A 26,782-nucleotide genomic window follows, 5' to 3' on the forward strand; every position below is an offset into this window, starting at 1 on the left:
CGTAGTCGGAGGTCACCGTCTCGGGGAGCCCCTGGTTCACAGCGCGGCGATCCGGGTGTCCGAGTCGGACGTCAGCTCCCGGGTTGTCGCGCGGCGAGCCGGGCCTCCGCCGCCCGCCACCGGGCGGTGTCGCCCTGAGGCTCATAACGGGTCGACGGCTGGGTACGGGCGAGCAGCCTCCGCATCCCGGCGAGGTCACCCACCAGCCCGTGGGCGCGCGCCTGAACGAGTACGTTCCCCAGGGCGGCCGCCTCCGTAGGACCAGCCACCACCGGCAACCCGCAGGCATCGGCGGTCAGTTGGCACAACAGCGCGTTACGGGTACCGCCCCCGACGATGTGCACGACGTCGACCGGCTGCCCGGCGAGTTCCTGGGCGTCGCCGACCGCCCGACGATGAGCGAGCGCGAGGGAGTCGAGAATGCACCGCGTGATCTCGGCCCGGGACTCCGGCACCGGCTGCCCGGAGCCGCGACACGCGTCGGCGATCCGCTCGGGCATCCGCCCGGGTGCCAGGAACGCCGAGTCCCCCGCGTCCACGACCGACCGCAGCGCCGGCACCCGAGCGGCCCCGCGCAGCAACTCGCCCAACTCCGGCTCACCCCAGGCCCGTACACACTCCTGAAGCAGCCACAGCCCCATGATGTTGCGCAGATAGCGGACCGTACCGTCGAGCCCCAGCTCATTGGTGAAGTTGGCGGCACGACTCGCCTCACTGAGTACGGGCGCGGCCAGCTCCAGCCCGGCCAGGGACCAGGTGCCGGTACAGATATAGGCGAACCGCTCCTCGACCGCCGGAACAGCGGCGACAGCTGACGCCGTGTCATGCGACCCGACCGCAGTCACCGGCACGGGCCCTCGAAGTCCCGTCTCCTCCAGCACCTCGTCCCGCAACACCCCGGCAGGATCGCCCGGTTGCCGCAACGACGCGAACAGCCCGAGGTCGATGCCGAGCCGTGAGGCGATGTCGTAGGCCCAGTCGCGCGTCCGGGGATCGATGAGTTGGGTGGTGGAGGCGTTGGTCAGCTCGGTGCCCTGCTCACCGGTGAGCCAGTACGACACCAGGTCAGGGACGAGCAACAGCCGCTCAGCATGCGCGAGTTGGGCCGAGTCGCGAGCGGCGGTCAGCTGGTACAGCGTGTTGAACGGCGCGTACTGCAACCCGGTGGACGAGTACAACTCATCCACCGGCACGGTCGCCCACACCTTCTCGGCGACGCCCTCCGTGCGGGCGTCCCGGTAGTGCACGGGATTGCCCAGCAAGGCCCCGTCCGCGTCCAACAGCCCGTAGTCCACGGCCCAACTGTCGATACCGACCGAGTCGAGCCGCCCGCCGGTGACCGCGCCGGCCGCCCGGAGCCCGTCCAGGACACCGGCGTACAGCGAGAGGATGTCCCAGCGCAGGCCCTCAGGCGTACGAACGGGCCGGTTGGGAAAGCGATGCGCCTCCGTCAACTCCAGGGAGTCGGGCCCGACACGGCCGACCATGACGCGCCCGCTGGACGCGCCGAGGTCGACCGCGGCGTACACGTGCACGTCAGCGCTCACCGAAGGAAGGCGGCCGCAACGCCGGCGTCGACCGGGACGTGCAGCCCGGTGGTGTGGGTCAAGTCCCCACCGGTGAGGGCGAAGACGGCGTTGGCGACATGCTCCGGCAGCACCTCGCGCTTGAGGATGGTGCGCTGGGCGTAGAACTCACCGAGCTTCTCCTCCTCGATCCCGTAGGTCGCCGCCCGCTGCGCCCCCCAACCACCCGCGAAGATGCCCGAACCACGCACGACGCCGTCCGGGTTGATCCCGTTGACCCGGATACCGTGCTCGCCCAACTCGGCCGCGAGCAGCCGTACTTGATGGGCCTGGTCGGCTTTGGTGGCCGAGTAGGCGATGTTGTTGGGCCCGGCGAACACGGCGTTCTTGGAAGCGATGTAGAGGATGTCGCCCCCGAGCCCCTGCGCGATCATCGCCCGGGCGGCCTCACGCGAGACCAGGAACGACCCGCGGGCCATGATGTCGTGCTGCAGATCCCAGTCCCGGGCCGAAGTCTCCAGCAGGGGCTTGGAGATGGAGATCCCCGCGTTGTTGACGACGAGATCGACCCCGCCGAAGGCGAGCAGCGCGGCCTTGAAGGCATCGGCGATCTGCGCTTCGTCGGTCACGTCGACGGTGACGGCGACGGCTTTGTCGGGCCCGCCGAGTTCCTCCGAAACGGCCTGCGCGCTCTCGGAGTTGAGATCCGCGACAACGACACAGGCGCCCTCGTCGACCAACCGCCGGGCGATGGCCTTGCCGATCCCACTCCCCGCCCCGGTGACGAGCGCGACCCGAGTGGCGAGCGGCTTCGGCTTGGGCATCCGCTGGAGCTTGGCCTCCTCCAACGCCCAGTACTCGATACGGAACTTCTCCGACTCCTCGATCGGCGCGTACGTGGAAACGGCCTCGGCCCCACGCATCACGTTGATGGCATTGACGTAGAACTCACCGGCCACCCGCGCCGTCTGCTTGTCCTTGCCGAAGGAGAACATCCCCACGCCCGGAATCAACACGATTGCCGGATCGGCACCGCGCATCGCGGGGGAGTCGGGCAGAGCGTGCCGCTGGTAATAGGCGGCGTACTCCTCCCGGTAAACGGCATGCAGCTCCTTCAGCCGCGCGATGGCCTCGTCCAGCGGAGCGGTGGGCGGCAGATCGAGAACGAGCGGCCTGACCTTGGTCCGCAGAAAGTGATCGGGGCACGAGGTACCGAGCGCGGCGAGCCGGGGATGCTCGGCCCGCGCGAGGAAATCGAGCACGACCTCGGAATCGGTGAAGTGCCCGACCTGCGCCCGGTCTTGAGAGGCGACCGCACGAACATACGGCGCGAGCGCGGCCCCCCGCTCCCGCCGCTCGGCCTCGGGCAGCGCACCGTATCCCTCGACGACGGGCCCGAAGGGCTCCGGCTTCCCGCGCTCGAAGAGGAACGCCTCGGCGGTCCGGATGATGTGGAGCGAGTTCCGCTCGCACTCCTCGGAGCTGTCACCCCACGCGGTGATCCCGTGCCCCCCGAGCACACAGCCGATGGCCTGCGGATTGGCGGTCTTGACGGCGGCGATGTCGAGCCCCAACTGAAACCCGGGCCGCCGCCAGGGCACCCACACCACGCTGTCCCCGAAACACTCGGCGGTCAGCTTCTCCCCGTCGGCCGCACAGGCGAGCGCGATCCCGGAGTCAGGGTGCAGATGATCGACATGAGCAGCGTCCACAAGCCCATGCATGGCGGTGTCGATGGAAGGCGCCGCACCCCCCTTGCCGTGCAGGCAGTAGTCGAACGCGGCGACCATCTCGTCCTCGCGCTCAACTCCCGGATACACGTCGACAAGCGCCCGCATCCGATCCAGCCGCAACACGGCCAGCCCACCCTCGGTGAGCGTCCCGAGATCCCCTCCGGACCCCTTGACCCACATCAACTCGACATCCCCGCCGGTGACGGGATCAGTGTCGGTGCCCTTGGCGGACGTATTCCCGCCGGCGTAGTTGGTATTACGAGGATCGGCGCCGAGCCGATGAGAACGGGCGACGAGCGCGTCGGCTTCGCGGTGCGGTGCCATGAACGTCCAGTCCTTCTTGAGAGAGGCCAAGTGCAATTCTTTTAGGGGCGCGGGGCTGTATCGATATGCGGCTCCGCCGCGTGGGCGCGACCAGCCACATCCGGCCCGCACCCGCAAACGACAGATACCCGGCAGACGCTTACGCTCCCCACCCGGCCTGCCGCCCCCCAACCCGCTCAGCAACAATCCGCTCCTGCCACCCGCTGGAGCGATACGCCGCGATCGGGTCAGGCGCAAGCCCCTGCTCCTCCCGCAACTCCCTCAACAACGGCCGCACATCCGTGTTGTACGCGTCCATGATCACGGCGTTCGCGCCCAGCACATCCCCATCCCGCTGAGCCACACCCAACGCATCCCGGTCCACCAGCAACGCCTTCGCCGTCGCTTCCTGCACATTCATCACCGACCGAATGATCGCCGGAATCTTCGCCTCGATGTTGTGACACTGATCCAGCATGAAGGCGACATCCGCGGTGAACCCCCCACCCCGAATCACCTCATACATGATCCGGAACAACTGGAACGGATCAGCCGCCCCCACCATCAGGTCATCGTCCGCATAGAACCGGGAGTTGAAGTCGAACGCCCCGAGCTTCCCCTCCCGCAACAACGTCGCGACGATGAACTCGATATTGGTGCCGGGCGCATGATGCCCGGTGTCCACCACAACCTGAGCCTTCGGCCCGAGCTTCAGGCAATGCGCGTACGCGGTACCCCAGTCCGGCACATCGGTCGCATAGAACGCCGGCTCGAAGAACTTGTACTCCAGCAGCATCCGCTGCCCGTCCCCAAGCCGCTCGTACACCGCCGCGAGCGCCTCACCCAACCGGTCCTGACGCGCGGAAAGATCATCCTGCCCGGGATAGTTCGTCCCGTCGGCGAACCACAGCTTCAGATCGGCGGAGCCCGTCGCGTCCATGATGTCGACACACTCCAGCAGATGATCCAGCGCCTTGCGCCGCACCGCCGCGTCGGGATGACACACACTCCCGAGCCGGTAGTCGTCGTCCTGGAACGTGTTCGAGTTGATCGCCCCGAGCTTCAGCCCGTGATCCTCCGCGAACTTCCCCAGCGCCCCGAAGTCGTCGACCCGGTCCCACGGGATGTGCAGGGCCACGGTCGGCGCCACGCCGGTGAACTCGTGGACCTTCGCCGCGTCCTCCAGCTTCTCCTGCGGAGTCCGAGGAACACCCTCCTGGGCGAAGACCTTGAAGCGGGTCCCCGAGTTCCCGTACGCCCACGACGGCGTCTCGACTGCCTGGGTCTGGAGAGCGGCCTTCACCGCGGCGAGATCGGTCACTTGAGGGCTCCTGTGACGTGCGACGGAACGGCGTATGTATGAAACGATTCAGGGAGCGAAGTTATGAGCCCCCCGAAGGGGTGTCAAGCCCTACGGCGAACCCTGTGGCCCGTGACTCCAATGTGACCTTTGGCTATCGAAAGTTTTTCGACGCGGACCCATTGACGTGACAAGGCTGGCGCGCCTAACGTCCCGGCAACCAAGTTGAAACCTTTCACGACGCTGTGAGGGCCCACCCGCCGGCGTCGTCGAGGAGCCCCTCATGACCCACCCGTCAGAAGCGGGTCCGGCCCCGGTGCTCGCGCTCAAGGGCATCTCCAAGTCCTTCGGCGCGGTGCGCGCCCTGCGGGACGTGTCCCTCGAACTGTTCCCCGGTGAGGTGCACGCACTCGCCGGTGAGAACGGCGCGGGCAAGTCCACCCTCATCAAGACCCTCGCCGGTGTGCACCGGCCCGACGCCGGCCAGGTGCTGCTCGACGGCGCGCCCGTCCTCTTCCACGGCCCCGGTGACGCCCGCGACGCGGGGATCGCCGTGATCTACCAGGAGCCCACGCTCTTCCCCGACCTGTCGATCGCCGAGAACATCTTCATGGGCCGCCAGCCCCGCCGCGCGCTGGGCCGTATCGATCACAAGGCCACCTATGCGGCGACCGCCGCCCTGATGAAGCGACTCGGGGTCGAGTTGGACCCCGACCGCCCGGCGCGCGGTCTGTCCATCGCCGACCAGCAGATCGTGGAGATCGCCAAGGCGCTCTCCTTCGACGCCCGCGTCCTGATCATGGACGAGCCGACGGCCGCCCTCACCGGCAGCGAGGTCGCCCGCCTCTTCGGCGTCGTCCGCACCCTGCGCGAACAGGGCGCCGCCGTCCTGTTCATCTCGCACCGCCTGGAGGAGATCTTCCAGATCTGCCAACGCGTCACCACCCTGCGCGACGGCGCGCTCATTTCCAGCGAGCCCATCGACGGCATGACCGAGGACGATCTCGTACGGCGCATGGTCGGCCGCGACCTCGACGAGCTCTACCCCAAGCAGGACGTCGAGCCCGGTGAAGTCGCCCTGAGCGTGAAGCGGTTGACCCGCGAGGGCGTCTTCACCGACGTGTCCTTCGACGTGCGGCGCGGAGAGATCGTCGGGCTCGCCGGGCTCGTCGGCGCAGGCCGCACCGAAGTCGCGCGGGCCCTCTTCGGCATCGACCGGTGGGACGCCGGCGGGGTCGAGGTCGACGGCAGGTCGCTGACGAACGGCGCCCCTTCGACCGCGATGGCCGCCGGGCTCGCCCTCGTCCCCGAGGACCGGCGCGCCCAGGGCCTGGTGATGGACATGTCGATCGAGCGGAACATCGGCCTGACCGGCCTGCGTACGACCGTGAAGGCGGGCCTCGTCGACCGGGGCGCCGAGCGCAGCCGCTCCCTCGACTGGGCGGTGAAACTGCACGTCAAGTACGCGCGGATCGCCGACACCGTCAACACCCTCTCCGGCGGCAACCAGCAGAAGGTCGTCCTCGCCAAGTGGCTGGCCACCGGCCCGAAGGTGCTGATCGTCGACGAGCCGACCCGTGGCATCGACGTCGGCACCAAGGCCGAAGTGCACCGGCTGCTCAGCGAGTTGGCCGCCGATGGGGTCGCCGTCCTGATGATCTCCTCCGATCTGCCCGAGATCCTCGGCATGGCCGACCGCGTGCTGGTGATGCACGAGGGCCGCCTCACCGCCGAGATCCCCCGTTCCGAAGCCACCGAGGAAACCGTGATGGCCGCAGCCACCGGGAGGGCCGCCGCGTGAACAGGTCCTTCATGACGATTGCAGCTTTCGGGAGGGCCGCCGCATGACGGTCACCGCTCCCAACCCCGCGCCCGCCGCCGAGGTGCCCGAGTCGAGCAGCACGCGGCTCGTCGACCGGGTCTTCAAGATGCGTGAACTCGCCATCCTGGTCGTCTTCTTGGTGATGATCGGCATCACCCAGGCGGGCAACAGCCAGTTCCTGTCCGAGCAGGGCATCAAGGACCTGCTCCTCAACGCGACCATCCTGGTCCTCGTCGCCACCGGGCAGTCGCTGGTCGTCATCACCCGCAACGTCGACCTGTCGGTCGGCTCCACGCTCGGCATCACCGCCTTCGCCACCGGTGACTACCTCCAGGGCGGTGGCAACGCTGTCATCGCGATCGTGCTGGCGGTACTGCTCGGTGTCGGACTCGGCCTGGTCAACGGGCTGTTGGTCAGTCTGGGGCAGGTGCCCGCGCTGGTCGTCACCCTCGGCACGCTCTACATCATCCGGGGCGTCGACTCCATCTGGGTCGGCTCACGGCAGATCACCGCCGCCGATCTCCCGGGCGGATTCGTGGACTTCGGCTCCGGCGGCCTGTCGGCCGTGCCCTGGCTGGCGATGATCGCGCTCGCCGTACTGGTCGCCACCGCCTACTACCTCAAACACTTCGGCAGCGGGCGGGAGTTGTACGCGCTGGGCTCCAACCCCGAGGCCGCCCGGCTCGCCGGCATCCCCGTCCGCAAGCGGACCCTCGCCGCGTACACCTTCTGCGGCGGGCTCGCCGGACTCGCCGGCGCGATGTACCTCGCCCGCTTCGGCAACGTCGACTCCGGCACCGGCACCGGGTACGAACTCACCGTCGTCAGCGCGGTGGTTGTCGGCGGGGTGGTCTTCACCGGTGGCTCCGGAAGCGTCTACGGCGCGGCCCTCGGCGCACTCCTGCTGACCTCCATCAACAGTGTGCTGCCCGCCCTCGGCGTCAGTTCCGTCTGGGTGCTGGCCATCAACGGCATCCTGCTCATCCTCGCCATCGCCGTCGACCGGATCGTCGCCCTGCGTGTGGCCACCGCACTGAAGAAGAGGAACGCCCGCCATGCCTGAGTCGTTGACGCGCGCGATCCGCTGGGACACGGTCGTCGGCGCCCTCCTGATCGTCCTGCTGCTGTTCTCCTTCTCGTTCGTGGACGGCTTCGGCAACGCGCTGAACCTGTCGTTCCTGATCGGCAACACGCTCCCCATCGCGCTGATCGCCCTACCGATGACGCTGTTGGTCGTCTCCGGCGAGATCGATCTTTCGGTCGCCTCCACGGCCGGGCTGTCGGGCGCGGTGATGGGCAAGCTGTGGAACGACGGCATGACCATCGAGACGATCATCCCGATCTGCCTGCTGCTGGGCGTGGTCTGCGGGTTGGTCAACGGGCTGTTGGTGACCCGGCTCGGGCTGCCGTCGCTCGCCGTCACGATCGGCACGCTCGCCGCGTACCGGGGGATCGCGCAGATCGTGCTCGGATCCGATGCCGTGACCGATTTCCCCACGCAGTACCTGGACTTCGCGTCCGGGCGGCTCGGGGGCACGTTCTTGCCGCAGGCGTTTCTACCCTTCCTGGTGCTGCTTGCCATCGCCGTGGTTGTGCTGCATGCCACGCCGTTCGGGCGGTCGTTGTTCGCGATCGGGGCGAATGTGGAGGCTGCTCGGTTCGCCGGTATTCGGGTCCGGCGGCAGAAGCTGATCCTGTTCACGGTGACCGGGTTGATGGCTTCTCTCACCGGGGTGTTCTGGGCGCTGCACTACGCCAGTGCTCGCTATGACAACGCGACCGGGCTCGAACTGTCCGTCGTGGCCGCGGTGTTGCTCGGCGGGATCGACTTCGACGGGGGGAAGGGGACGTTGGGAGGCGCGGTTGCCGGTGTCTTCCTGCTCGGGGCTTTGCAGAACGTGATGAGCCTGGTGAACGTCTCCGCGCAGTCTCAGATCGTCGTCACCGGTGTTCTGCTCGTGGTCTCGGTGCTTGGGCCTCGGGTTGCTCGGCAAGTCGCTGTCTCTCGGGCCGCGGCACGATCCACCTAATCGGTCGGTTGGCGGCTGCGGGTCCGTTGGGGCTGGTCGCGCCGTTCCCCGCGCCCCTTTGGGGCGCGCTTCACTCAACCTCGTATCAAAGGAACCCGTGTCATGCGTAAAACATCCCTTCGCCGTGCCCTTGCGGCCCTTGTCGCCGTCACTTCGCTCACGCTCGTCGCCACCGCTTGCGGTGGTACCACCAAGAAGGACGTGAAGGACGAGAACACCGGGTCGGCCGTCACCGGTGGCAAGGCCGATCCGAATGCCGCGCTCAAGAAGGGGCTGACCGTCGCCTTCCTGCCGAAGGCGGTCAACAACCCGTACTTCACCACGTCCGACAAGGGCGGCGAGAAGGCGCTCACCGAACTGGGCGAGAAGTACAAGGAGGTTGGCACGACCAGCGCCACCGACACCTCCGGTCAGGTCTCCTACGTCAACACGCTCACCCAGCAGCAGGTGAACGCGATCGCCGTGTCCGCGCAGGACCCGGGCGCCCTGTGCACCGCGCTCAAGCAGGCGATGAGCAACAAGATCAAGGTCGTCACCTACGACTCCGACACCAACCCGGAGTGCCGCAACGCCTTCGTCTCGCAGGCCAGCGCCGAGGACCTCGGCCGCACCGAGGTGCAGCTGCTCGCCCAGCAGATCGGCTACAAGGGCGAGATCGCGATCCTGTCGGCCGCGCAGACCGCGACGAACCAGAACACCTGGATCGGCTTCATGAAGGAGGAGCTGAAGGACCCGAAGTACAAGAACATCAAGCTGGTCAAGGTCGCCTACGGCAACGACGACGCCCAGCAGTCCTTCCAGCAGACCCAGGGCCTCCTCCAGGAGCACCCGAACCTGAAGGGGATCATCTCCCCGACCACCGTCGGCATCAAGGCCGCGGCCCAGTACCTGTCCGGCTCCAAGTACAAGGGCAAGGTCAAGCTGACCGGCCTCGGCACCCCCAACGACCTGCGCAAGTACGTCAAGAACGGCACTGTCGACGGCTTCGAGCTGTGGGACCCGGCGAAGCTCGGCGCCCTCGCCGCGCAGACGGCGGTGGCGCTGGTGTCGGGGCAGATCACCGGCAAGGAGGGCGAGACCTTCAAGGCCGGCGGGACGTCGTACACCATCGGCAAGGACGGCGTGATCAACCTCGGCAAGCCGACCGTGTTCGACGCGAAGAACATCGACCAGTTCAACTTCTGATCCCCCGAAGTCCCTGAAGTCCCTTTCATTCAAGGGGTGTTGATGCAACGCGTGTGCTTCCTGCTGAAGGTCCGGGCGGACCGCCTCGACGAGTACCGCGAGCGGCACGCCGCCGTGTGGCCCGAGATGCTCGACGCACTCTCGGCCACCGGCTGGCACAACTACTCGCTCTTCCTGCGTGAAGACGGCCTGCTGGTCGGCTACTTGGAGACCGAGGACTTCGCCGCCGCCCAGGCCGGCATGGCAGCCACCGACATCAACTCCCGCTGGCAGGCGGAGATGGCGCCGTTCTTCGAGTCCCTGGACGGCGCCCGTCCCGACGAAGCGATGAAGCCCCTCACCGAGGCCTTCCACCTCGCGTGATCCCCCACAGGAGCCGCTCATGAGAAGACGCGCCGTGCTCACGACCGCCATACTTGCGGCCGTGGCAACGCCGGGCATCGCGCGGGCGGCCGTCCCCGGCCCGTCCGTCACCAAGAAGAGCACCACCCAACTCGACGCCCAGGCCGTCTACTTCGTCTCGTACGACGGCCTGGTCAACAACAACTCGTTCCAGAAGAACGGCCTGTTGACCTACAAGGGCTACCAGTACGCGGCCTGGTACACCGCCACCAAGCACGCCGTCGTCGCCCGCCGGGTCCTGGGCGCGACCACCTGGTCCACGATCACCCTCTCCCACACCCTCAAGAGCGACGACTCCCACAACGTCATCTCCATGGGTGTCTCCCGTGTCGACGGCCGTCTTCACCTCAACCTGGACTCCCACAGCGACGGCTTCTTCTACGTCAAGTCGGTCGCCGGCCTCCTCGACAACCCGGCGTCCACCGCCTGGACTTCGGCCGTCCTCGGCGCCGTACAGACATCGCTGGACGGCGTCGCCCTCACCACCCAGTTCACCTACCCCCAGTTCATCGCCACCCCCGAAGGCAAGCTGCAGCTCAGCTACCGCGTCGGGATCTCCGGCAACGGCCGCAACGCCCTTGCGGAGTACGACGGTTCGAGCTGGACGGCCCTGGGGGAGTGGAGCAGCTCGACCGGCACCTACACCAGCGCGCACGGCTCCAGCACCGCCCGCAACATGTACCTGCACGGCATCGACTACGACGTGAACGGCCGGCTGCACTCCTTCTTCACCTGGCGCGAGCAGTCCGCCGCCGTGATGTGCAGCAGCGGTGGCATCACCAACCACGACACCGGATACGTCTACTCGACCGACCGGGGCCGCACTTGGCGCAACGATGCCGGAACCGCCGTAGGAACGACGGGCAGTTCGAACACCGTGGCCGTCACGGACGCGGGCCTGGTCGTCGACCCCCTCGACCCCGACCACTCCCTGATGAACCAGGAGAGCCAGTCCACCGACTCCACCGGCCTTCCGCACGCGATCATCAGCTACGTCCCCGGCCGCTTCGGGCAGTGCACCACCAACTACGTCACCGACCGCACCGCCAACGGCCGCGCCTTCCACGTCCGCAAGAACGCGTCGGGCACCTGGCAGAAGACCGAGATCCCCATCGCGCTCAACTCCAGCCAGCGCACCAAACTGGTCCTGGACAAGTACGACAACGCCTATGCCGTGCTGCCCTACGGCCGGATCGCCGGGGCCTCGAAGTCCTCCGGGTACACCGACTGGGCGCTGCTGTACGACGGGAGCGGGCTGAACGCGTTCGGCGAGGTCGTCGTCGACGAGCTGCGGGTGCGGGCCGACAACGTGCTGTCGTTCATGTACCAGGAGAAGTCGAGCGGTACGACCCCCTCGGCACTCCACGTCGTCGACTTCGCCCTGCCCGCGTGAGCGGCACCGCCGCAGGAGTCGGCACAGGTCATGGCGGTAATGTGAAGACCTGCCCGCCGTCCCACGTCACCCTGGAGGTCTCCGCCTGATGGCCCAGCCGGTGGGTATCAAGGACGTCGCCCGCGCCGCCGGAGTCTCCGTCGGCACGGTCTCGAACGTCATCAACCGCCCGGACACCGTCGCCACGGAGACCCGGGCCCGGGTGCTGTCCGCGATCGACCGGCTCGGGTATGTGCGAAGCGAGTCCGCACGTCAGTTGCGCGCCGGGCGCAGCCGGATCATGGGGCTGCTCGTGCTCGACATGGGCAACCCGTTCTTCGTGGACGTGGCCCGTGGCGCCGAGCGGGCCGCGCGTGAGTCAGGGCTGGGCGTGATGGTCTGCAACAGCGCGCAGAGCCCCGTCGAGGAGGCCGACTACCTCTCGCTCTTCGCCGAACAGCGGGTGCGGGGCGTGCTGTTGACCCCGGCCGACGCGACCGGACGCAACATCGAGTCGTTCCGCCGGCACGGCATCCCCTTCGTGCTCGTCGACCGGGTCGCCGAGGGCACCACCGAGTGCTCGGTCTCCGTCGACGACGTCGCCGGCGGCGCGCTCGCGGTGCGGCACCTGGTCGACGCCGGTCACCGCTCCATCGCGTACGTCAGCGGCCCGCCCGGCTTCAACCAGGTGCGGGACCGTCGTACGGGCGCGAAGAACGCGCTCGCCGAGGCCGGGCTCGACCCCGACGCGCTGCGCGAGCTGCCCACCGACCGGCTCGACGTGGCGGCCGGGCGGGACGCCGGAGCCCGGCTGCTCGGCCTCGCCGACCGGCCCACGGCCGTCTTCTGCGCGAACGACCTCCTCGCCCTCGGCGTGCTCCAGGCCATGTACGCGGCCGGGGTCGGCGTCCCCGACGACCTCGCGATCGTCGGCTACGACGACATCGAGTTCGCCGCGGCGGCGGCCGTACCGCTCACCTCGGTCCGTCAACCGGCAGTCACCATGGGCGCGTTGGCCGCCGAGCTGCTCCTGGAGGAGACGGAGGCGGAGGCGGACACGACGGCTCGCCCGCACGAGCACCGGCGGGTCGTGCTCCAGCCGGAACTGGTGGTGCGTCGCTCCAGCCTGGCGGCCCGCTGATCGGCGAGTCAGTAGTGATCCGTAGGATTTCATGATCCAGGGGGTCGGATATCGGACGCGCATGTGCTGAGATGTGACGCGGCCCGTAAATCGTCCGTCCCAGGAGACCCGTTGTCCGTCAGCTACCGCCAGCCCGGCGTCGTCCTCACCGACCGCCACTTCACCGTGCCCCTCGACCACGAGGACCCCACGGGCGAGACCATCGAGCTCTACGCCCGTGAGGTCGTCGCGAGCGACAAGGCGCACCGCGAGGACCTGCCGTGGCTGCTTTACCTCCAGGGTGGACCCGGTTTCGGGGCGAATCGTTTCGTCGGTAGACAGGCCTGGCTCGACCGCGCCCTCGACGAGTACCGCGTGCTCCTCCTGGACCAGCGCGGCACCGGTCGCTCCACCCCACTCACCCGGCAGACGCTCCCGCTGCGCGGCGGCCCGGCCGAGCAGGCTGAGCACCTCACGCACTTCCGCGCCGACTCGATCGTCCGGGACTGCGAGACGATCCGCCCCGCCCTCACCGGCGGCGCCCCCTGGACCGTCCTCGGCCAGAGCTTCGGCGGCTTCTGCACGGTGAACTACCTCTCCACCGCCCCCGAAGGCCTGCGCGCCGCAGTCCTCACCGGCGGCCTGCCGTCCCTCGACGCCCACGCCGACGACGTCTACCGCGCCGCCTACCCGCGCATCGAAGGCAAGGTCGCCGCCCACTACGACCGCTACCCGCAGGACGTGGAACGGGCCCGCCGTATCGCCGAGCACCTGATGCGGCACGAGCCGGTCCTCCCGAACGGCTACCGGCTCACCGCCGAGGCCTTCCAGTCCCTCGGCATCATGCTCGGCGGCAGCGACGGCAGCCACCGCCTCCACTTCCTCCTGGAGAACGCCTTCGTCCGCACCCCGAGCGGCCACGAACTCTCCGACGCGTTCCAGGAAGAGGTCCAGAACTCCCTCTCCTACGCCGGACACCCCCTCTACGCCCTCGTCCACGAGGCGTGCTACGGCCAGGACAGCCGCCCCACCGCGTGGTCGGCGGAGCGTGTCCGCGCCGAGTTCCCGCAGTTCGACGCGGCGAAGACCCTTGCGGGCGACAGCCCCCTCCTCTTCACCGGCGAGTCCATCCACCCCTGGATGTTCGACTGCGACCCCGCCCTGCGCCCGCTCCGCGACACCGCCGAACTCCTCGCCGCCCACACCGACTGGCAGCCCCTCTACGACCCCGCGCGCCTCGCCGCCAACGAGGTCCCGGTCGCCGCGGCCGTCTACCACGACGACATGTACGTCGACGCGACCCACTCCCTGCAGACCGCCCGCGCGATCCGCGGCCTGCGCACCTGGGTCACCGACGAGTTCGAGCACGACGGGGTACGGGCGGGCGGGCCCCGGGTCCTGGACCGGCTGCTCGCTCTGACGCGGGACGAGGTGTAGGGCAGGGGCTCTGCGGCTGGTGGCGGGTTCCACCGGGTGGCCGTCGAGGACATGCAGTGGCGAAATGTCCGGCATAAGGTTCATTTCGATGAATACCAAGCCACTGAACAGCAAGTCGCTCCGCCGGGGGCGCCCGGCCGCCCTGGTCCTCGCCGTCGTCGCGGCGAGCACGGTCGCGCTGGTGTCGTGCGGCGACGACAACGACAGCTCCGGGAGCAGCAGCTCGCAGCCATCGGCCCCGGACACGGCCTCCTTCTCGGGCATGACACCGTCGGCCCTGAAGTCGGCCGCGTCCTCGGCGGTCGCGTCGGCCCGCGCGCAGGCCTCGGCCGCGGCGTCCTCCGCGTCGGCGGCCGCGTCCTCCTTCGAGGCCTCCGTGTCCTCCGAGGTGGCACGCGCGAGCAAGGACGCCCAGAACGAACTGAAGGACGTCAAGGGCCAGGGCAACGCGATGTCGGACGTGGCCATGACCGGCAAGCCGCGCGCCCAGACCAGCGGGCTGCTCGCCGTCGTCGTCACCATCACCAACAAGACCGACAAGAAGGCGTCCTACGCCGTCCAGGTCGACTTCCTCGACTCCTCGGGGAAGGTGGTGGAGACCCGTTACGTCGGCGCCGAGAACCTCGCCCCCGGCGCGAAGGCCCAGCCGGTCGCCATCAGCGCCAAGCCGCCGGAGCCGGTGCTGACCCCCAAGTTGGCGAAGGCGCAACGGTATTGAGCGAGGTGTCGGGCAACGGGCGCCTCAGCGCTCGGAGTTGAGTGCGTCCACGGCTCCACCCGCGTCGCCGATCGTCGTGTAGTCGACGGCGACGAAGTTCACCGGCCGACCGCGTTCCCGCTCGCAGCGGTGGACGCGGTCGAGCACGTACTGGCGGGAGTTGACCTTCCCCGCGTCCAGTCGGCTGCCGCCGTCGATGGTGATGAAATGGTTGAGCAGGAAGAGTCGTTTGTCGGTGCCGCCGCGATACGGCACGCAGCTCATCGCGTCCGGCGTGCGGAACGCGAACGGCGTCTCCATCCCGTAGTCGTAGAAGTTCCGGTACAAGGGCGCCGGGCCGTCGGCCCGCTCCGCGAAGACGACGAGCCGACGTCCGCTGTCGATCAGCTCGCCCAGGGTCGGCCACGGCTTCGCGGGATCGGCGTCCGGAGTGTGCACGAGATCGCTCAACCCGGCCTGCGCAAAAGCCTGTTGCGTGTCCTCGCCGCTGATCGCGTCCTGCACGATCAGCGTGACGACCTCGGTCGGATGGGCGCGCGTCCAGTCACCGATCTCGCGCAGCGCGGGCACCAGCGCGAGGGCGCCGGCCCGGCACACGGAGTGACACAGCCACAGGCCGTCGCGCGGCGGGTTGAACCTGTCCACGGCCGAGGCGATGAACTTCCGCTGTTCCGGGGTGAAGTCGGACTCGGCGAGCCGTCGCGTGATCTCGTCCGGCCGCTCCCAGCGGTAGGTGTCGATCTGGAGGGCACGCACCCCGTCGTCCAACTGGGTTGAGATTCCCGGGTCTTGAAGCGGGCCGATGAACCGGTCGACGGTCGTGGACATCGCGTTGTGCGAGGTGAGGTAGGCGACCTCGTCGTAGGACCGGCCGCACAGTGCCGCGCTGCCCTCGCAGGTACGGGACGCGGCGGGCGTGACGGCGTACGGCACGAGCAGGACGCCGGCGACGGCGGTGCCGCCCGTGGCGAGGGCCAGCCGGCGGAGGCGGGGCAGCGCGGGAACGTGCGGCCGGACCTGAAGGGCCCAGCCGACACCGGTCAGGAGGGCGCCGGCCAGTACGGGGACGAGGGCGGTCGTGAGGGCGGTGGTCGTGAGCCGGTCCAGGGCGGTGCGCTGTATGTCGTCGAGCAGCCGGGCCAGGCTCGGCGGCCAGGAGCCCGGCGGGTCGATCACCCGCCCGCCGCTGACCAGCCGGAACAGGACGGCGAGCAACCCGGCCAGCACCCCGCCGGCGGCGAGCGACCAGCCCAGCGGCAGCAGTCGGCGGCCCGGAGACGCGGAGTCCCCGGCGACCCACAGCACCACCAGGGCCACGGCGAGGAGCGCCGCGGCGAGTGTCTCCGCCAGGGCGAGGCCGACGGCGGTGTAGGTGCGGGCGTGGTGGAGGGGCGCCAGGCCGTTGCCGGACGCGGTGAGCGTGTCCGTGAGATTCCAGATGCCGCCGTCGACGGTCGCGCGGAGCCGGTCGGCGGCCGTACGGGTGCGGTCCGTCACGACGGCGGGGGCGACGGTCGCGAGTGCGGTCGCGACATCGCCGTCCCGCAGTGCCGTCTCGACGGCCGGACGCAGGGCGTCCCGTTCGGCGGCGGGCAGACCGCTCACCAGAGTCCCGGCCGCTTGGTCCGCCTGCGCCTCGGTCAGCGGCAGGGCGGGCAGCCCGGCGGGCACGTCCCCCGCGACCACGGCACCCAGGGCGGCGGACAGGTCGGTGGAGAACCGCTGGAAGTCGGGCTCGGGCCGGTCCTGGACCGAGGCGACGAGGTCGCCGAAGTAGATCTGGGCCAGGTCGTTGAGGTTGGCCAGCACCGGCCGCAGATCGACCGTGAGGTCCAGCGCGTCGCGCTTGCCGCCCAGATAGCCCACCACGGCGTCGATCTGCCGCTCGGTGAGATCCCGGACCGTCTCCGGCGGCAGCACCAGCTTGAGATTGGAGGTGACCTGGGCCTCCGGAACGGGCAGCCGGGCCAGCAGCCCCCGGGTGACCGCAGCGGTCCCCGGATCGACCAGCACCTGGTTGTACAGACGGTCGTAGGCGTTCTGCTCGTTCAGTGCGGACCGGTAGAAACCAGGGGAGACCACGGTCGAGCGGGCCGTGGCGGTGATGGTGAGGACCGCGGTGGCGAGGACGGCGAGGATCACGGCCGCGATGCGCGGCAGCCTGCGGGACGCGACGCCGAGCGGGTCCATGCCTCACATCGTCGTCCCGCCCCACCGGCCCCGCAAACGCATGGGCGAGGCGGCGGCGGACGTGTTTTGATCACCCCGGCTTTCCATGACGGGGAACGGGGACGGTATGAACGACGAGGACCTGCTGGCGGACCGCTTCGAGGAACACCGGGGCCGGCTGCGCGCGGTCGCCTACCGCATGCTCGGCTCGGTGCCCGAGGCGGAGGACGCCGTCCAGGAGACCTGGCTGAAGCTCAGCCGGACCGACGCGGACGACATCAGGAACCTCGGCGGCTGGCTGACCACGGTCGTCGGCCGGGTCTGCCTCGACCTGCTGCGCTCCCGTGCGTCCCGCCGTGAGGACCCGATGGACGAGGCCTTCACCGGGACCTTCGTCCCCGACCCCCTGCTCAGACCCCTCACGGAACTCGACCCGGAGGAGGAAGTACTCCACGCCGACTCCGTGGGCCTCGCCCTCCTCGTCGTCCTGGAGACGCTGGAACCCGCCGAACGCCTCGCGTTCGTCCTGCACGACCTGTTCGCGGTGCCCTTCGACGACATCTCCCCGATCGTGGAACGCGGTTCGGCCGCGACCCGCCAACTCGCCAGCAGAGCCCGCCGCCGGGTCCAGGGCGCGAGCCCCTCGACGGCCCCCGACCTCGCCCGCCAGCGCGAGATCGTCGAGGCCTTCCTCGCCGCCGCCCGCGAGGGCGACTTCGACGCCCTCGTCGCCCTCCTCCACCCGGACGTGGCCCTGCGCGCCGACTCCGGAACCCTCGTACGGGGCGCGGCCGCCTCCAAGGCGATGCGCGGCGCACGCGCGGTCGCCGAACAGGCGCTCATGTTCGCCCCGTTCGCCCGCCACGCCCGACTCGCCCTCGTCAACGGCTCGGTGGGCGTAGTCAACGCCCCCGAGGGACTGGTCCTCTCGGTCATGGGCGTCACTGTCGCCGACGGCCGGATCACCGAGATGTACATCCTGTCGGACCCTGACCGGCTGGCGCGCCTCGGTGCGAGCGCCCTGGGGAAGTGAGCGCCGCCTCGTGCAACGAGGCCAGCAGGTCCAGCGGCCGTCGGTCCGGGAACTCCGAGCGGGTCAGGTTCATCGTGTACGAGAACCCGATCCGCTCGCCGGGCCGAACAGGGCCAGTCCGGTGCGGAGTTCGAACCCGGCGCCGTGCGCCATGGGAGTGCCCCGGGCGGAGTGTGCCGCTGCGTCGCCGCGTTGACGATCATGCAGCCCCGGAAGCCGGGTTGCCGGTACCAGCCGCCCAACCCGCAGAAGGGCGCGGTCAGTTGGGCGCGCGGATCGGGGCCCGCCGCCCCGGATCAGTAGGCTGGACACCATGGAAGATCACATAGCGACCCGGTCCGACCTCCGCGGCGACTGCGCCCGCTGCTTCGGCCTGTGCTGTGTGGCGCTGCCCTTCGCCGTCTCGGCCGATTTCGCGCTCGACAAGGCCGCCGGGACGCCGTGCCCGAACCTCCAGGGCGACCACCGCTGCGGAATCCACGCGAAGCTCCGGACCGGTGGCTTCACCGGCTGCACGGTCTACGACTGCTTCGGCGCCGGGCAGCAGGTCTCCCAGGTCACCTTCGCCGGACAGGACTGGCGCACGGCTCCCCGGGAGCGGGCCCGGCGGATGTTCGATGTGTTTCCCGTCGTACGGCAGCTCCATGAACTGCTCTGGTACCTCACCGAGGCGCTCACCCTCCCCGCCGCCGGCCCGGTCCACCCCGACCTGCGCCGGGCTCTCGCCCGTACCGAGGAACTCACGCGCGGGACTCCCGAAGAGCTCGCCGCGCTGGACGTGGGCGCGCACCGGCAGGAGGTCAACGAACTCCTGCTGCGGACCAGCGAGTTGGTGCGGGCCGGAGTGCGCGGCAGGAAGAAGGAGCGGCGGGGCGCCGACCTCATGGGTGCCCGGCTCAGGGGCGCCGATCTGAGCCGGGCCGATCTGCGCGGTGCCTACCTCATCGCCGCCGATCTCACCGGGGCCGACCTGCGCGGCGCGGATCTGATCGGTGCCGATCTGCGGGACGCCGATCTCACGGACGCGGATCTGACCGGCGCGTTCTTCCTCACCCAGCCGCAGGTCAACGCGGCCCGGGGGAGTGCCGGGACGAGGCTGCCGGAGTCAGTCGTCCGTCCCGTGCACTGGACAGCGGGGCTCTGAGCGGCCGTTGTCGGGGATGGACACGGCTTCCGCGGCCGGGGTTACTGCCGTACGGCGGTCGAGGTGCAGACGCAGGCCCTCCGGCATCAACGTCAGGCGCTCGGTCACGCGCAGGCGGTAGGCGGGGTCGGGGCGCAGCTCGTAGCGGCGCAGCAGCAGACCCAGGACCAACGTCGCCTCGTGCAGGGCGAATTGGCGGCCGATGCAGGCCCGCGCCCCCGTCCCGAACGGCTTGAAGGTGTGCGGGGCGCGGGAGCGTACGGCCTTGGCGTCGAAGCGGTCCGGGTCGAACTCCTCGGCGTCCGCGCCCCACACCTCGGGGTCGCGGTGCAGCATCGGCGTGAGGATCAGCGCCCAGGCGCCCCGGCGCATCGGGTGGACCCCGGTCAACTCGGTGTCCTGCGTGGCTTCTCGGGCGTACGCGGGGGCCGTCGGCCAGAGCCGTAGCGACTCGTCGAGGACCCGGCGGACGTAGCGCAGCTTGGCGACCTGCTCGTAGCCGGGGGTCCGCGTGTCGCCCCAGACCTGGTCCACCTCGGCGCGGGCGCGGGCCGCGATCTCGGGGTGGCGGGCGAGGTAGTGCAGGGCGAAGGAGAGAGAGCCCGAGGTCGTCTCGTGGCCGGCGACCAGGAAGGTGATGACCTGGCGGCGGACGTTCTCCGGGGAGAGGCGTTCGCCGGTGCCGGGGTGGGTGGTGTCGAGCATCCGGTCCAGCAGGTCGCCGTCGCCGCCTCCGTTGTCGCGGCGGGCCCGCACCATGTCGTCGACCGTGCGGTTGAGGTAGGCGATGTCCGCCTCGTTGCGGCGAGTTGCGGTGCGCAGGAGGAGCGGGGCCAAGGGGGACGGTACGGAGTTGAGGCGTTGCGCGTAGCTGAGCGTGCCCACCATCGACGTCACGAAGGGGTGCGGGCGGTCGCGTTCGAAGGAGCCGAAGTCGTGGCCGAAGCCGGTGCGCGAGATCGTCTCCAGGGTCAGCTTCGTCATGTCGCCGGGGACGTCCACCGCGCGTCCGGCGGTCAGTTCGCGGTCCCAGTGGTCGGTGAGGCGCTCGGCCACGGACAGCATCATCGGGTGGTAGCCCGCCATCGCCTCGCGGCTGAAGCCGGGGGCCAACACATCATGTGCCAACTGCCAGTTGGGCTCGTGGTTGTACGCGGTGAACAGGCCGTCCCCGGCGACCGGCCGCAGGTTGGCGACGCCCAGGCCGACATGCTTGGCGAACCGTGACTCGTCCGCCATGTCGGCGACCAGGTCCGCGCCCCACACGAACACGAACTCCTTGCCGAAGGCCTTCCGCCGGAAGATCGGGCCCAGTTGGCGGGCGAAGCGCAGCGAGTCCTGGAGGGGGGTGCGGCGGTCGGCGCCGAGGACGTCGCCGAGCAGTGGGACCCGGCGCGGGGGACGCGGGATGCGGTCGAGGTGGGGCCAGCCCTGCTCGGCGTCCCGGAATCCCTTCGGCAGCGCGGTCGGCGTCGCCGTCGTCGTCTCCGCCATGACGCGATCTCCCTTGATCCTGCGGACCGTTGAGGGGCACAGAGCCTGTTGTACGTGGGTTCAATAACGGATTCCAGTCTGATCCCGTTGTTGAACCGACGTCAAGTAAAGTGCGGGAATGGCCGCCAATCAGGGTGAGCGCACGCGCCGCCGGCTCAGCACCGAGGAGCGCCGGGAGCAACTCCTCACGGTGGGCGCGCGGCTGTTCTCGGAGGATCCCTACGACGACGTGTGGATCGAGCAGGTCGCCGAGATCGCCGGGGTCTCCCGCGGGCTGCTCTACCACTACTTCCCGACCAAGCGGGACTTCTTCGCGGCCGTCGTGGAGCGCGAGAGCGAGCGGATGCTGCGGATGACGGCGGCGGTGCCGGGCGTGCCCGCCCGTGAGCAGCTCGCCGTCGCTCTCAACACGTATCTGGAGTACGTGCACACCCACGCGCACGGCTACCGCGCCTTCCATCGTGCCGACGCTGCGGGCGATCAGACCGTACGGCGGGTCTACCAGCGGGCGTTGGCCGCACAGGAGCGGCAGATCCTGGCCGCGCTCGCGGCGGATCCCGAGTTCGGGCGGGCCGTGGCGGAGCGGCCCGACGCGAAGCTCGCGGTGCGCGGATGGCTGGCCTTCACCACCGCCGTCTGTCTGGAGTGGCTGCGGGGGCCGGAGTTGAGCCGGGAGCAGGTGCGCGATCTGTGCGCGCGGGCGCTGTTGGGCGTCATCTCGCCCTGAACTCGTCCCGGATCCGCTCGGCACTCGTCCTCGGTGACTTGGTGGAGTTATTGCGTGGCGTGGTTGGCGTGCGCCCCGATCTTCGGTAAGTTAGGCAAGGCTTACCTAAGGAGGTTCAGGGATGGGTGACAGCCAGACGTGGACGGCCGTGCCTGCCGCGGCCGAGCGAGCCCGCTCGGTGCTCGCCGCCGCATGGTCCTGCGCGGTGACCGCGGAGGGCGGTCGCGAGGAGTTCGTCGGAGCGCACAGCGTGGACGACGACGGCCGGGTACTTCTGCAAGTGCCCGAGGACAGCGCCCTGTTGGCGGCCGCGATCTGCGCGCCCCGCGGAGAGCCGTCCGCCGTCCTGGAGTTCGCGGACGTCGCGCCCGTCCCCGTACGCAACCGTATCCGAGCCAGGCTGTGGCTGGCCGGGTGGTTCGTGCCCGAGGAGGGTCAACTCGCCTTCCGGGCAACGCGCGTGGTGCTGCGCCCGCCGACCGGCGCGGTCGTCATCGACCTCGACGAGTTCGCCGCCGCCGAGCCCGACCCGCTGGCCCTGGCCGAGGCCCAGCTGCTGACCCATCTCGCCGACTGCCACTCCGACGCGGTCGAGCGGCTCACCCGGCTCGTCGAGCCCGACAGCCTGCACGGCGCGGTCCGCGTCCAGCCTCTCGCCGTGGACCGGCACGGACTGACCCTGCGCATCGAGCGCGCCCGCGCCCACGGCGACGTACGGCTGCCGTTCCACGCGCCCGCCGACACGGTCTCCCATCTCACCGAGCGCATGCACGTGCTGCTCACCCAGGCCAGTGCCGCGTCCTGCCCGCGCCCCCTACAGCGGCAGCGCACAGACGGCGACCGGTGACGCGAACGGCTCGCCCGCGAGGGTGAGTTGACCCGTGCTGTCGTCCACGTGGAACACGCTGACCGTGCTGGACCTCTGGTTCGCGGTGAACAGCAGCGTCCCGTCCGGCGAGAGGGCGATCTGCCGCGGGAAGTCACCGGACACCGGCACCGTGCCGAGCAGCCTGAGCCGGGCGCCGTCCGCCTCGACGGCGTACCGGGCAAGGGTGTTGTCGCCCCGGTTGGCGAGATAGGCGTAGGCGCCGTTCGACGTCACCAGGATCTGCGCCGGGTAGTTGGTGGTACTGCCCGTGCTGCCGCTGGACTGCGGGGCGCCGATCGAGAGGGCGCCCGTGGCCGGGTCGTAGGCGCAGACCGCGATGGTGTCGTCGACCTCGTTGGCCAGGTAGGCGTAGCGGCCGCCCGGGTGGAACGTGAGGCTGCGCGGGCCCGCGCCCGCGCGGGTGTGCGCCTGCGAGACCTCGGTGAGCGTGCCCTTCGTGGTGTCCAGGCGGTAGGTGTAGACCGTGTCGGTGCCCAGGTCGACGGCGAGGACATGGCCGCCGTCGGGACTGGTCACGAACTGGTGCGCGTGCGGGCCGTCCTGGCCGGGGCCCGGCTGCGGACTGGAGTGCTTGGCCAGCGCGGTGCGCTCGCCGAGCGCGCCCGAGGTGTCGATGGGGTGCACGGCCACGCTGCCGGACGTGTAGTTCGCGCTGAGCAGCCAGCGTCCGGTGGGGTGCACGGACAGATGGCAGGGGCCCGCGCCGCCGGTGCTCCGCGCGCCGAGGATCTTGCGGTCCGCCAGGCGTACGGCGGTCACCGCGCCGGCCGTCTGTTCGTCGACCGCGTACAGCGTGCGGCCGTCGGGGTGCACGGTGAGGTACGACGGGTCGGCGACGCCGGTGAGCGTGCCCGCGCCGGTGATCCGGCCGGTCGACGCGTCGTAGGTGGCCAGGCCGATGCCCGTGCCGCCGCCGTCGACCGAGGTGTACGTGCCGAGGTAGAGGGGGCGGGGGCCGGAGGCCTTGGCCTTGCGGTGTGCGCCGGGTGCCGGTGCGGTCGTCGAGCCGGTCGGCGGGGCGGATTCGGGATCCGCCGGTGCCGAGGCCGGGGCAGGGACCGCGACCACTGCCGCCGCTCCGCCCAGGGCGCCGATGAAACGGCGCCTGCTCCAGCCCTCGCGTGACGCCTCCGCATCACTCGTCATGCCCACACCCTCAGGTCGTCGCTCGCCTCGGTCGTCACAGCAACCTTGGCGTGCGGGGGCTGTTGAGCGCAAGACCGGCAACGGGCGTTGCATTGTGTGCAACGGGCGTCGGGAGTGCGCCCTGCCCGGTCGACTGCCCGGTGAGCGGCCTACCAGTCGCCGTCCTCCACCGGCTTGCCCTTGGCGTCCTTGAGGGGCTGCACCTGGCCGGGCGTCGGCTGCTGCCAGGGTTCGTGGTCGTCGCCCAGCCAGTCACCGACCGGCCGCACCGCGCCCAGGGTGTCCGTGGGGACGAGATCCTCGGCGTCCTGGTCGTAGTAGTCGAACCAGGGCAGTCCCGCCCGGGTGTACGCGGCGCGGTCCACCGGTGACGGCGGCGGCTCCTCGCCGGTGATGCGGCGCCACTCCGGAGGCGTGACCAGGTGCACGAAGACCCGCCCGGCGGGCTCCTTCGCCCAGGACGTGAGCGGGCGGTCGTCCTCGTAGACCTCCTGGCGCATCGAACCGCCGACGCCGAGTCCCATGGCGGTGGCCCGGGGGCTCGGTGCCGGGGGAGCGCCGGGGGCGGACATCATCGGCATGGCGGGCATGCCGTAGCCCCCGGTCGGCAGGCCCGTCGCACGCGCGCGTGACTGCTGGGAGCGGCGTCGCTCCGCCTCGCGCCACTTGGCCAACTCCCGTTCGCCGAGCGGGAAGGACCGGAGCTGGACGCCGCCCCACACCTCCTCGCCCGTGACCTGTCCCTCGACGGTCGCGCCGAGGCCGAGCGGGACCGCCACGAACTGACGGACCGTGCCCTTCCCGGAGTTGATGCCGTCGAGCCAGGGCTGGCGGGGCAGCACCACATAGTTCTGCGGGTCCCGGGAGAGCCGGTCGCTCCACGGCTCGCCGGAGACCGCGCACACCTTGCCGACCCCGACCTGCAGCGCGGCCGGCTCCTGTGTGCCCGCGAAGCTCAGCCACATCGCCTCGCGCAGATACACCGGCAGCATCACCCCGCCGCGCGCCCGCCACTCCTCGGGCACGGTGTCCGGGAAGTCCGCGACCCGCCGGACCGGGAAGTCGCCGAGTCCCGGCGGCAATGGATGCGTGCCTGTCTCCGGCAGCCGCAGCGTGCGGATGAACCGCACCGCCACCCCGCCGGGCAGCCGCAGGGTGTTCCCGTCGATCCGTACGGTGCTGTCGGTCATGCGCCCGCCCCCCTGTTCGGTCGCCGGGGGCTCCGGTGACTTCGTCACCTAGAACGATCGGCGCCCCCGCCCCGGTTCCTGCGCAGCCGGTCCGGTACGCCCACCCGCTCCCGCAGCCAGGTCAGCCACGGCAGGCGTTCCCGCTGCTCGGCGGCGCACCGGTCGAGTTCCTCAAGGAGCCGGCGCGAACGGTGCTCGGTGTCCAGCTCGTCCAGCATGCGGTTGACCTCGGTCAGCATCGCGCCCAGCAGCTGCCACTGGGCCGCGTCGCGCTGGACCTCCTCCAGGAGCAGCTGGGCCAGCTTGTCCCGGGTCGCGGCGGCCGTGTGCAGCTCGGCGGTGAGCCGTGACTCCGCGGACTCGGCGCTCACCGTCACATCGGTGGTCACCAGCACCGCGAAACTGACCACGGCGTCCCCGATCTCGGACAGCAGCTGTTCTACGGCGGCCCCCGTCGGCGGTGCGAACAGCGGCTCGGGGTCGCGCTGTTTCGCCAGGTCGGTGAAGGTACGGGCGAGGACGCGGAGCACGACCGTGCAGATCTCCAGGGTGTCCAGGCCGGTGCGCAGCACGACCCGGTGCAGCAGCCCCTCCCGTACGCGCGGATTGAGCCGCAGGCTGTCCTCGGCCTGCCGCAGGGCCGCGTCCACCTCGACGATGTCGTGGTCGAGCCGGCGCGCCTCGTGCAGCCGCGCGGTGGCGTGGTCGACGGGTGTGCGGCCCGCGGCCTCCTCGCCCATGCGCCGCATCAGCCGCCGTAGCCGACGGGCCAGGCCCTCGATGGACTCGCCGGCCTCGTCGACCCACACCGGGGGAGCGAGCAGCAGATTGCAGCCGAGTCCGACGACCGCGCCGATCAGTGTCTCCACGATGCGTGCCCAGGCCGTGTTGCCGACCGTGGTGACGCCGAGGACCAGCATCGCGCTGATCGCCACCTCGGGAACGTATTCGTCGACCCGCACCAGCCGCCCCACCACCAGCGCGGCCACGATCAGCAGGGCCAGGCTCCACCAGGTCAGACCGACCAGCAGGCTGAAGGCGATGGCGACGAGCACGCCCGCGACCACGGCGGTCACGCGGCGGATGCCGTTGGTGAGGGTGGCGTAGAGCGTGACCTGGACGACGAGGAGCGCGGTGAGGGGAGCGGTCAGCGGCGCGGGCTCGGGGCTCAGGCGCAGCGCGACGACGTAGGCGACCGTCGCCGCGGTCGCGGACCGCAGCGTCTGGACGACCACCGGGTCCCGGTGCCGCCCCACGAACCGCACCAGCGGCGCCGTCCACTCCCGGACATCTCGCATCCTTGGCCTATTCCCTCTCACCAGATGCGCCGAACAGATGCGCTGAACGTTTCTCTTGAGGACAGTAACTGTCCGCAAGCCGTCCTAGATTGTCGGTACCGGACAGAGCAACGGGGAGGGAACGTTCATGACGAACATCCACGGCATCGAGGTACTGACCCGCTCGCACGACTACCTGCGCGAGGTGGTCGCCGCCGTGCCCGAGGCGGCCTGGTCGGCGCCGACGCCGTGCACCGGGTGGACGGTGCGGCAGGTCCTCAACCACGCGCGCATCGACCAGCAGGCCTACGGCCTCGTCCTCACCGGCGACCGGCCCGACTCCGACCCCTTCCACCCCGCGGACACCCTCGCCGGCGACCCGGCCGCCGAACTCGACAAGGTGCTGCGCATGGTGGCGGACGCGTACGCGCACCTGCCCGCCGACGCCGAGCAGGTGCCGACCCCGTTGGGCCCGCTGCCCCTTCCGTTCGCCGCGGCGACGGCCGCCATGGACGCGGCCGTGCACGCCTGGGACATCGCGGCGGCCACCGGCCAGAACCGGCCGCTGGAGCCCGCCCTGGCCGAGGGCATCTGGCCGGCCGCGGACCGGCTCGTCGACCAACTCCGGGACTCCTACCGGGTGTTCGCCCCCGCGCTGGAGGTGAGGGACGAGTACGACCGGGCCGAGGCACTCCTCGCCTTCCTCGGCCGCGACCCGCACTGGACGCCTGCCGCGTCCTGAGGGAAATCCCACCCCGCCGCGGA

General features: G+C 70.3%; 22 protein-coding genes. 14 read left to right on the top strand and 8 right to left on the bottom strand.

All coding sequences use genetic code 11. From position 1 onward, the window contains the following. Positions 1-71 precede the first annotated feature (71 nt). From R2B38_RS39155 to rhaI, 3 genes are all read right to left on the bottom strand, one after another. Positions 72-1,547, bottom strand: a complete 1,476-nt coding sequence (locus R2B38_RS39155; RefSeq protein WP_411978528.1) for a rhamnulokinase — start codon at positions 1,545-1,547, stop codon at positions 72-74. Beyond that, positions 1,544-3,583 (bottom strand): bifunctional aldolase/short-chain dehydrogenase, encoded by a 2,040-nt coding sequence (locus R2B38_RS39160; protein WP_318021904.1) that lies wholly within the window; start codon positions 3,581-3,583, stop codon positions 1,544-1,546. Before R2B38_RS39160 ends, R2B38_RS39155 begins: the two co-directional genes overlap by 4 nt. Positions 3,584-3,722: 139 nt before the next feature. Next, positions 3,723-4,883: an L-rhamnose isomerase gene (rhaI, locus tag R2B38_RS39165; protein WP_318020544.1), complete on the bottom strand. Its 1,161-nt coding sequence runs from the start codon at positions 4,881-4,883 to the stop codon at positions 3,723-3,725. Between the two features lie 262 nt (positions 4,884-5,145). Here rhaI and R2B38_RS39170 point away from each other — a divergent pair, with 262 nt between their 5' ends. The 9 genes from R2B38_RS39170 (at position 5,146) to R2B38_RS39210 (ending at position 14,948) form a co-directional block, all read left to right on the top strand. Continuing rightward, entirely contained in the window at positions 5,146-6,663 is a 1,518-nt protein-coding gene (locus tag R2B38_RS39170) for a sugar ABC transporter ATP-binding protein (RefSeq protein WP_318020545.1), read from the top strand. Between the two features lie 43 nt (positions 6,664-6,706). Further along, complete coding sequence (locus R2B38_RS39175; protein ID WP_318020546.1) at positions 6,707-7,747, top strand: ABC transporter permease; 1,041 nt, start codon at positions 6,707-6,709, stop codon at positions 7,745-7,747. Further along, the gene (locus R2B38_RS39180) at positions 7,740-8,714 is read left to right on the top strand and encodes an ABC transporter permease (RefSeq protein WP_318020547.1); all 975 of its coding nucleotides are present in this window, start codon (positions 7,740-7,742) and stop codon (positions 8,712-8,714) included. The genes R2B38_RS39175 and R2B38_RS39180 overlap by 8 nt, the downstream gene beginning before the upstream one ends. A gap of 102 nt (positions 8,715-8,816) precedes the next feature. Further along, complete coding sequence (gene rhaS, locus R2B38_RS39185) at positions 8,817-9,899, top strand: rhamnose ABC transporter substrate-binding protein (RefSeq protein ID WP_318020548.1); 1,083 nt, start codon at positions 8,817-8,819, stop codon at positions 9,897-9,899. A 42-nt stretch (positions 9,900-9,941) separates the two neighbouring features. Next, positions 9,942-10,262, top strand: coding sequence for an L-rhamnose mutarotase (locus tag R2B38_RS39190; RefSeq protein WP_318020549.1), 321 nt, complete (start codon positions 9,942-9,944; stop codon positions 10,260-10,262). 19 nt (positions 10,263-10,281) lie between these two features. Then, entirely contained in the window at positions 10,282-11,694 is a 1,413-nt protein-coding gene (locus R2B38_RS39195) for a BNR repeat-containing protein (RefSeq protein ID WP_318020550.1), read from the top strand. Between the two features lie 88 nt (positions 11,695-11,782). Further along, positions 11,783-12,814 (top strand): LacI family DNA-binding transcriptional regulator, encoded by a 1,032-nt coding sequence (locus R2B38_RS39200; RefSeq protein WP_318020551.1) that lies wholly within the window; start codon positions 11,783-11,785, stop codon positions 12,812-12,814. Between the two features lie 111 nt (positions 12,815-12,925). Continuing rightward, entirely contained in the window at positions 12,926-14,230 is a 1,305-nt protein-coding gene (locus R2B38_RS39205) for an alpha/beta fold hydrolase (protein ID WP_318020552.1), read from the top strand. Between the two features lie 88 nt (positions 14,231-14,318). Then, entirely contained in the window at positions 14,319-14,948 is a 630-nt protein-coding gene (locus tag R2B38_RS39210) for an FxLYD domain-containing protein (RefSeq protein WP_318020553.1), read from the top strand. A gap of 24 nt (positions 14,949-14,972) precedes the next feature. Here the strand turns inward: R2B38_RS39210 and R2B38_RS39215 are convergent, their stop codons facing one another. Then, positions 14,973-17,138 carry a hypothetical protein gene (locus R2B38_RS39215; RefSeq protein WP_318020554.1) on the bottom strand — a complete coding sequence of 722 codons (2,166 nt, stop codon included), beginning with the start codon at positions 17,136-17,138 and terminating at the stop codon, positions 14,973-14,975. Between the two features lie 106 nt (positions 17,139-17,244). Here R2B38_RS39215 and sigJ point away from each other — a divergent pair, with 106 nt between their 5' ends. Further along, positions 17,245-18,150, top strand: a complete 906-nt coding sequence (gene sigJ / locus R2B38_RS39220; RefSeq protein WP_318020555.1) for an RNA polymerase sigma factor SigJ — start codon at positions 17,245-17,247, stop codon at positions 18,148-18,150. Positions 18,151-18,463: 313 nt separating this feature from the next. After that, a complete protein-coding gene (locus R2B38_RS39225; protein ID WP_318020556.1) occupies positions 18,464-19,294 on the top strand; it encodes a pentapeptide repeat-containing protein in 831 nt (276 codons plus the stop codon). Here the strand turns inward: R2B38_RS39225 and R2B38_RS39230 are convergent. Further along, entirely contained in the window at positions 19,256-20,788 is a 1,533-nt protein-coding gene (locus R2B38_RS39230; protein WP_318020557.1) for a cytochrome P450, read from the bottom strand. The two genes, R2B38_RS39225 and R2B38_RS39230, sit on opposite strands and share 39 nt — an antisense overlap. 118 nt (positions 20,789-20,906) lie before the next feature. Here R2B38_RS39230 and R2B38_RS39235 point away from each other — a divergent pair, with 118 nt between their 5' ends. Together R2B38_RS39235 and R2B38_RS39240 are read left to right on the top strand one after the other, a co-directional pair. Next, positions 20,907-21,515: a TetR/AcrR family transcriptional regulator gene (locus tag R2B38_RS39235; protein WP_318020558.1), complete on the top strand. Its 609-nt coding sequence runs from the start codon at positions 20,907-20,909 to the stop codon at positions 21,513-21,515. A 121-nt stretch (positions 21,516-21,636) separates the two neighbouring features. Further along, complete coding sequence (locus tag R2B38_RS39240; RefSeq protein ID WP_318020559.1) at positions 21,637-22,362, top strand: DUF2470 domain-containing protein; 726 nt, start codon at positions 21,637-21,639, stop codon at positions 22,360-22,362. Here the strand turns inward: R2B38_RS39240 and R2B38_RS39245 are convergent. The 3 genes from R2B38_RS39245 to R2B38_RS39255 form a co-directional block, all read right to left on the bottom strand. Further along, entirely contained in the window at positions 22,330-23,550 is a 1,221-nt protein-coding gene (locus R2B38_RS39245) for a lactonase family protein (protein WP_318020560.1), read from the bottom strand. The two genes, R2B38_RS39240 and R2B38_RS39245, sit on opposite strands and share 33 nt — an antisense overlap. A 149-nt stretch (positions 23,551-23,699) precedes the next feature. After that, positions 23,700-24,740, bottom strand: a complete 1,041-nt coding sequence (locus R2B38_RS39250; protein WP_318020561.1) for a hypothetical protein — start codon at positions 24,738-24,740, stop codon at positions 23,700-23,702. Positions 24,741-24,784: 44 nt separating this feature from the next. Next, the gene (locus R2B38_RS39255) at positions 24,785-26,038 is read right to left on the bottom strand and encodes an FUSC family protein (RefSeq protein WP_318020562.1); all 1,254 of its coding nucleotides are present in this window, start codon (positions 26,036-26,038) and stop codon (positions 24,785-24,787) included. Positions 26,039-26,165: 127 nt separating this feature from the next. On the opposite strand from R2B38_RS39255, the gene R2B38_RS39260 reads away from it, so the two are divergent. Next, positions 26,166-26,759, top strand: a complete 594-nt coding sequence (locus R2B38_RS39260; RefSeq protein WP_318020563.1) for a TIGR03086 family metal-binding protein — start codon at positions 26,166-26,168, stop codon at positions 26,757-26,759. Positions 26,760-26,782: the final 23 nt, after the last annotated feature.

This window comes from Streptomyces sp. N50 (assembly GCF_033335955.1).
Lineage (GTDB): Bacteria > Actinomycetota > Actinomycetes > Streptomycetales > Streptomycetaceae > Streptomyces.

What these genes read in the sequence shown, in the direction of transcription:
- R2B38_RS39175 (WP_318020546.1), top strand. Translation starts at nt 6,707, where the DNA reads ATGACGGTCACCGCTCCCAACCCCGCGCCCGCCGCCGAGGTGCCCGAG.
- R2B38_RS39245 (WP_318020560.1), bottom strand. Translation starts at nt 23,550, where the DNA reads ATGACGAGTGATGCGGAGGCGTCACGCGAGGGCTGGAGCAGGCGCCGT.
- R2B38_RS39230 (WP_318020557.1), bottom strand. Translation starts at nt 20,788, where the DNA reads ATGGCGGAGACGACGACGGCGACGCCGACCGCGCTGCCGAAGGGATTC.
- R2B38_RS39170 (WP_318020545.1), top strand. Translation starts at nt 5,146, where the DNA reads ATGACCCACCCGTCAGAAGCGGGTCCGGCCCCGGTGCTCGCGCTCAAG.
- R2B38_RS39190 (WP_318020549.1), top strand. Translation starts at nt 9,942, where the DNA reads ATGCAACGCGTGTGCTTCCTGCTGAAGGTCCGGGCGGACCGCCTCGAC.
- R2B38_RS39250 (WP_318020561.1), bottom strand. Translation starts at nt 24,740, where the DNA reads ATGACCGACAGCACCGTACGGATCGACGGGAACACCCTGCGGCTGCCC.
- R2B38_RS39210 (WP_318020553.1), top strand. Translation starts at nt 14,319, where the DNA reads ATGAATACCAAGCCACTGAACAGCAAGTCGCTCCGCCGGGGGCGCCCG.
- R2B38_RS39215 (WP_318020554.1), bottom strand. Translation starts at nt 17,138, where the DNA reads ATGGACCCGCTCGGCGTCGCGTCCCGCAGGCTGCCGCGCATCGCGGCC.
- rhaS (WP_318020548.1), top strand. Translation starts at nt 8,817, where the DNA reads ATGCGTAAAACATCCCTTCGCCGTGCCCTTGCGGCCCTTGTCGCCGTC.
- R2B38_RS39200 (WP_318020551.1), top strand. Translation starts at nt 11,783, where the DNA reads ATGGCCCAGCCGGTGGGTATCAAGGACGTCGCCCGCGCCGCCGGAGTC.
- R2B38_RS39260 (WP_318020563.1), top strand. Translation starts at nt 26,166, where the DNA reads ATGACGAACATCCACGGCATCGAGGTACTGACCCGCTCGCACGACTAC.
- R2B38_RS39235 (WP_318020558.1), top strand. Translation starts at nt 20,907, where the DNA reads ATGGCCGCCAATCAGGGTGAGCGCACGCGCCGCCGGCTCAGCACCGAG.
- R2B38_RS39240 (WP_318020559.1), top strand. Translation starts at nt 21,637, where the DNA reads ATGGGTGACAGCCAGACGTGGACGGCCGTGCCTGCCGCGGCCGAGCGA.
- R2B38_RS39180 (WP_318020547.1), top strand. Translation starts at nt 7,740, where the DNA reads ATGCCTGAGTCGTTGACGCGCGCGATCCGCTGGGACACGGTCGTCGGC.
- R2B38_RS39225 (WP_318020556.1), top strand. Translation starts at nt 18,464, where the DNA reads ATGGAAGATCACATAGCGACCCGGTCCGACCTCCGCGGCGACTGCGCC.
- sigJ (WP_318020555.1), top strand. Translation starts at nt 17,245, where the DNA reads ATGAACGACGAGGACCTGCTGGCGGACCGCTTCGAGGAACACCGGGGC.
- R2B38_RS39255 (WP_318020562.1), bottom strand. Translation starts at nt 26,038, where the DNA reads ATGCGAGATGTCCGGGAGTGGACGGCGCCGCTGGTGCGGTTCGTGGGG.
- R2B38_RS39195 (WP_318020550.1), top strand. Translation starts at nt 10,282, where the DNA reads ATGAGAAGACGCGCCGTGCTCACGACCGCCATACTTGCGGCCGTGGCA.
- R2B38_RS39160 (WP_318021904.1), bottom strand. Translation starts at nt 3,583, where the DNA reads ATGGCACCGCACCGCGAAGCCGACGCGCTCGTCGCCCGTTCTCATCGG.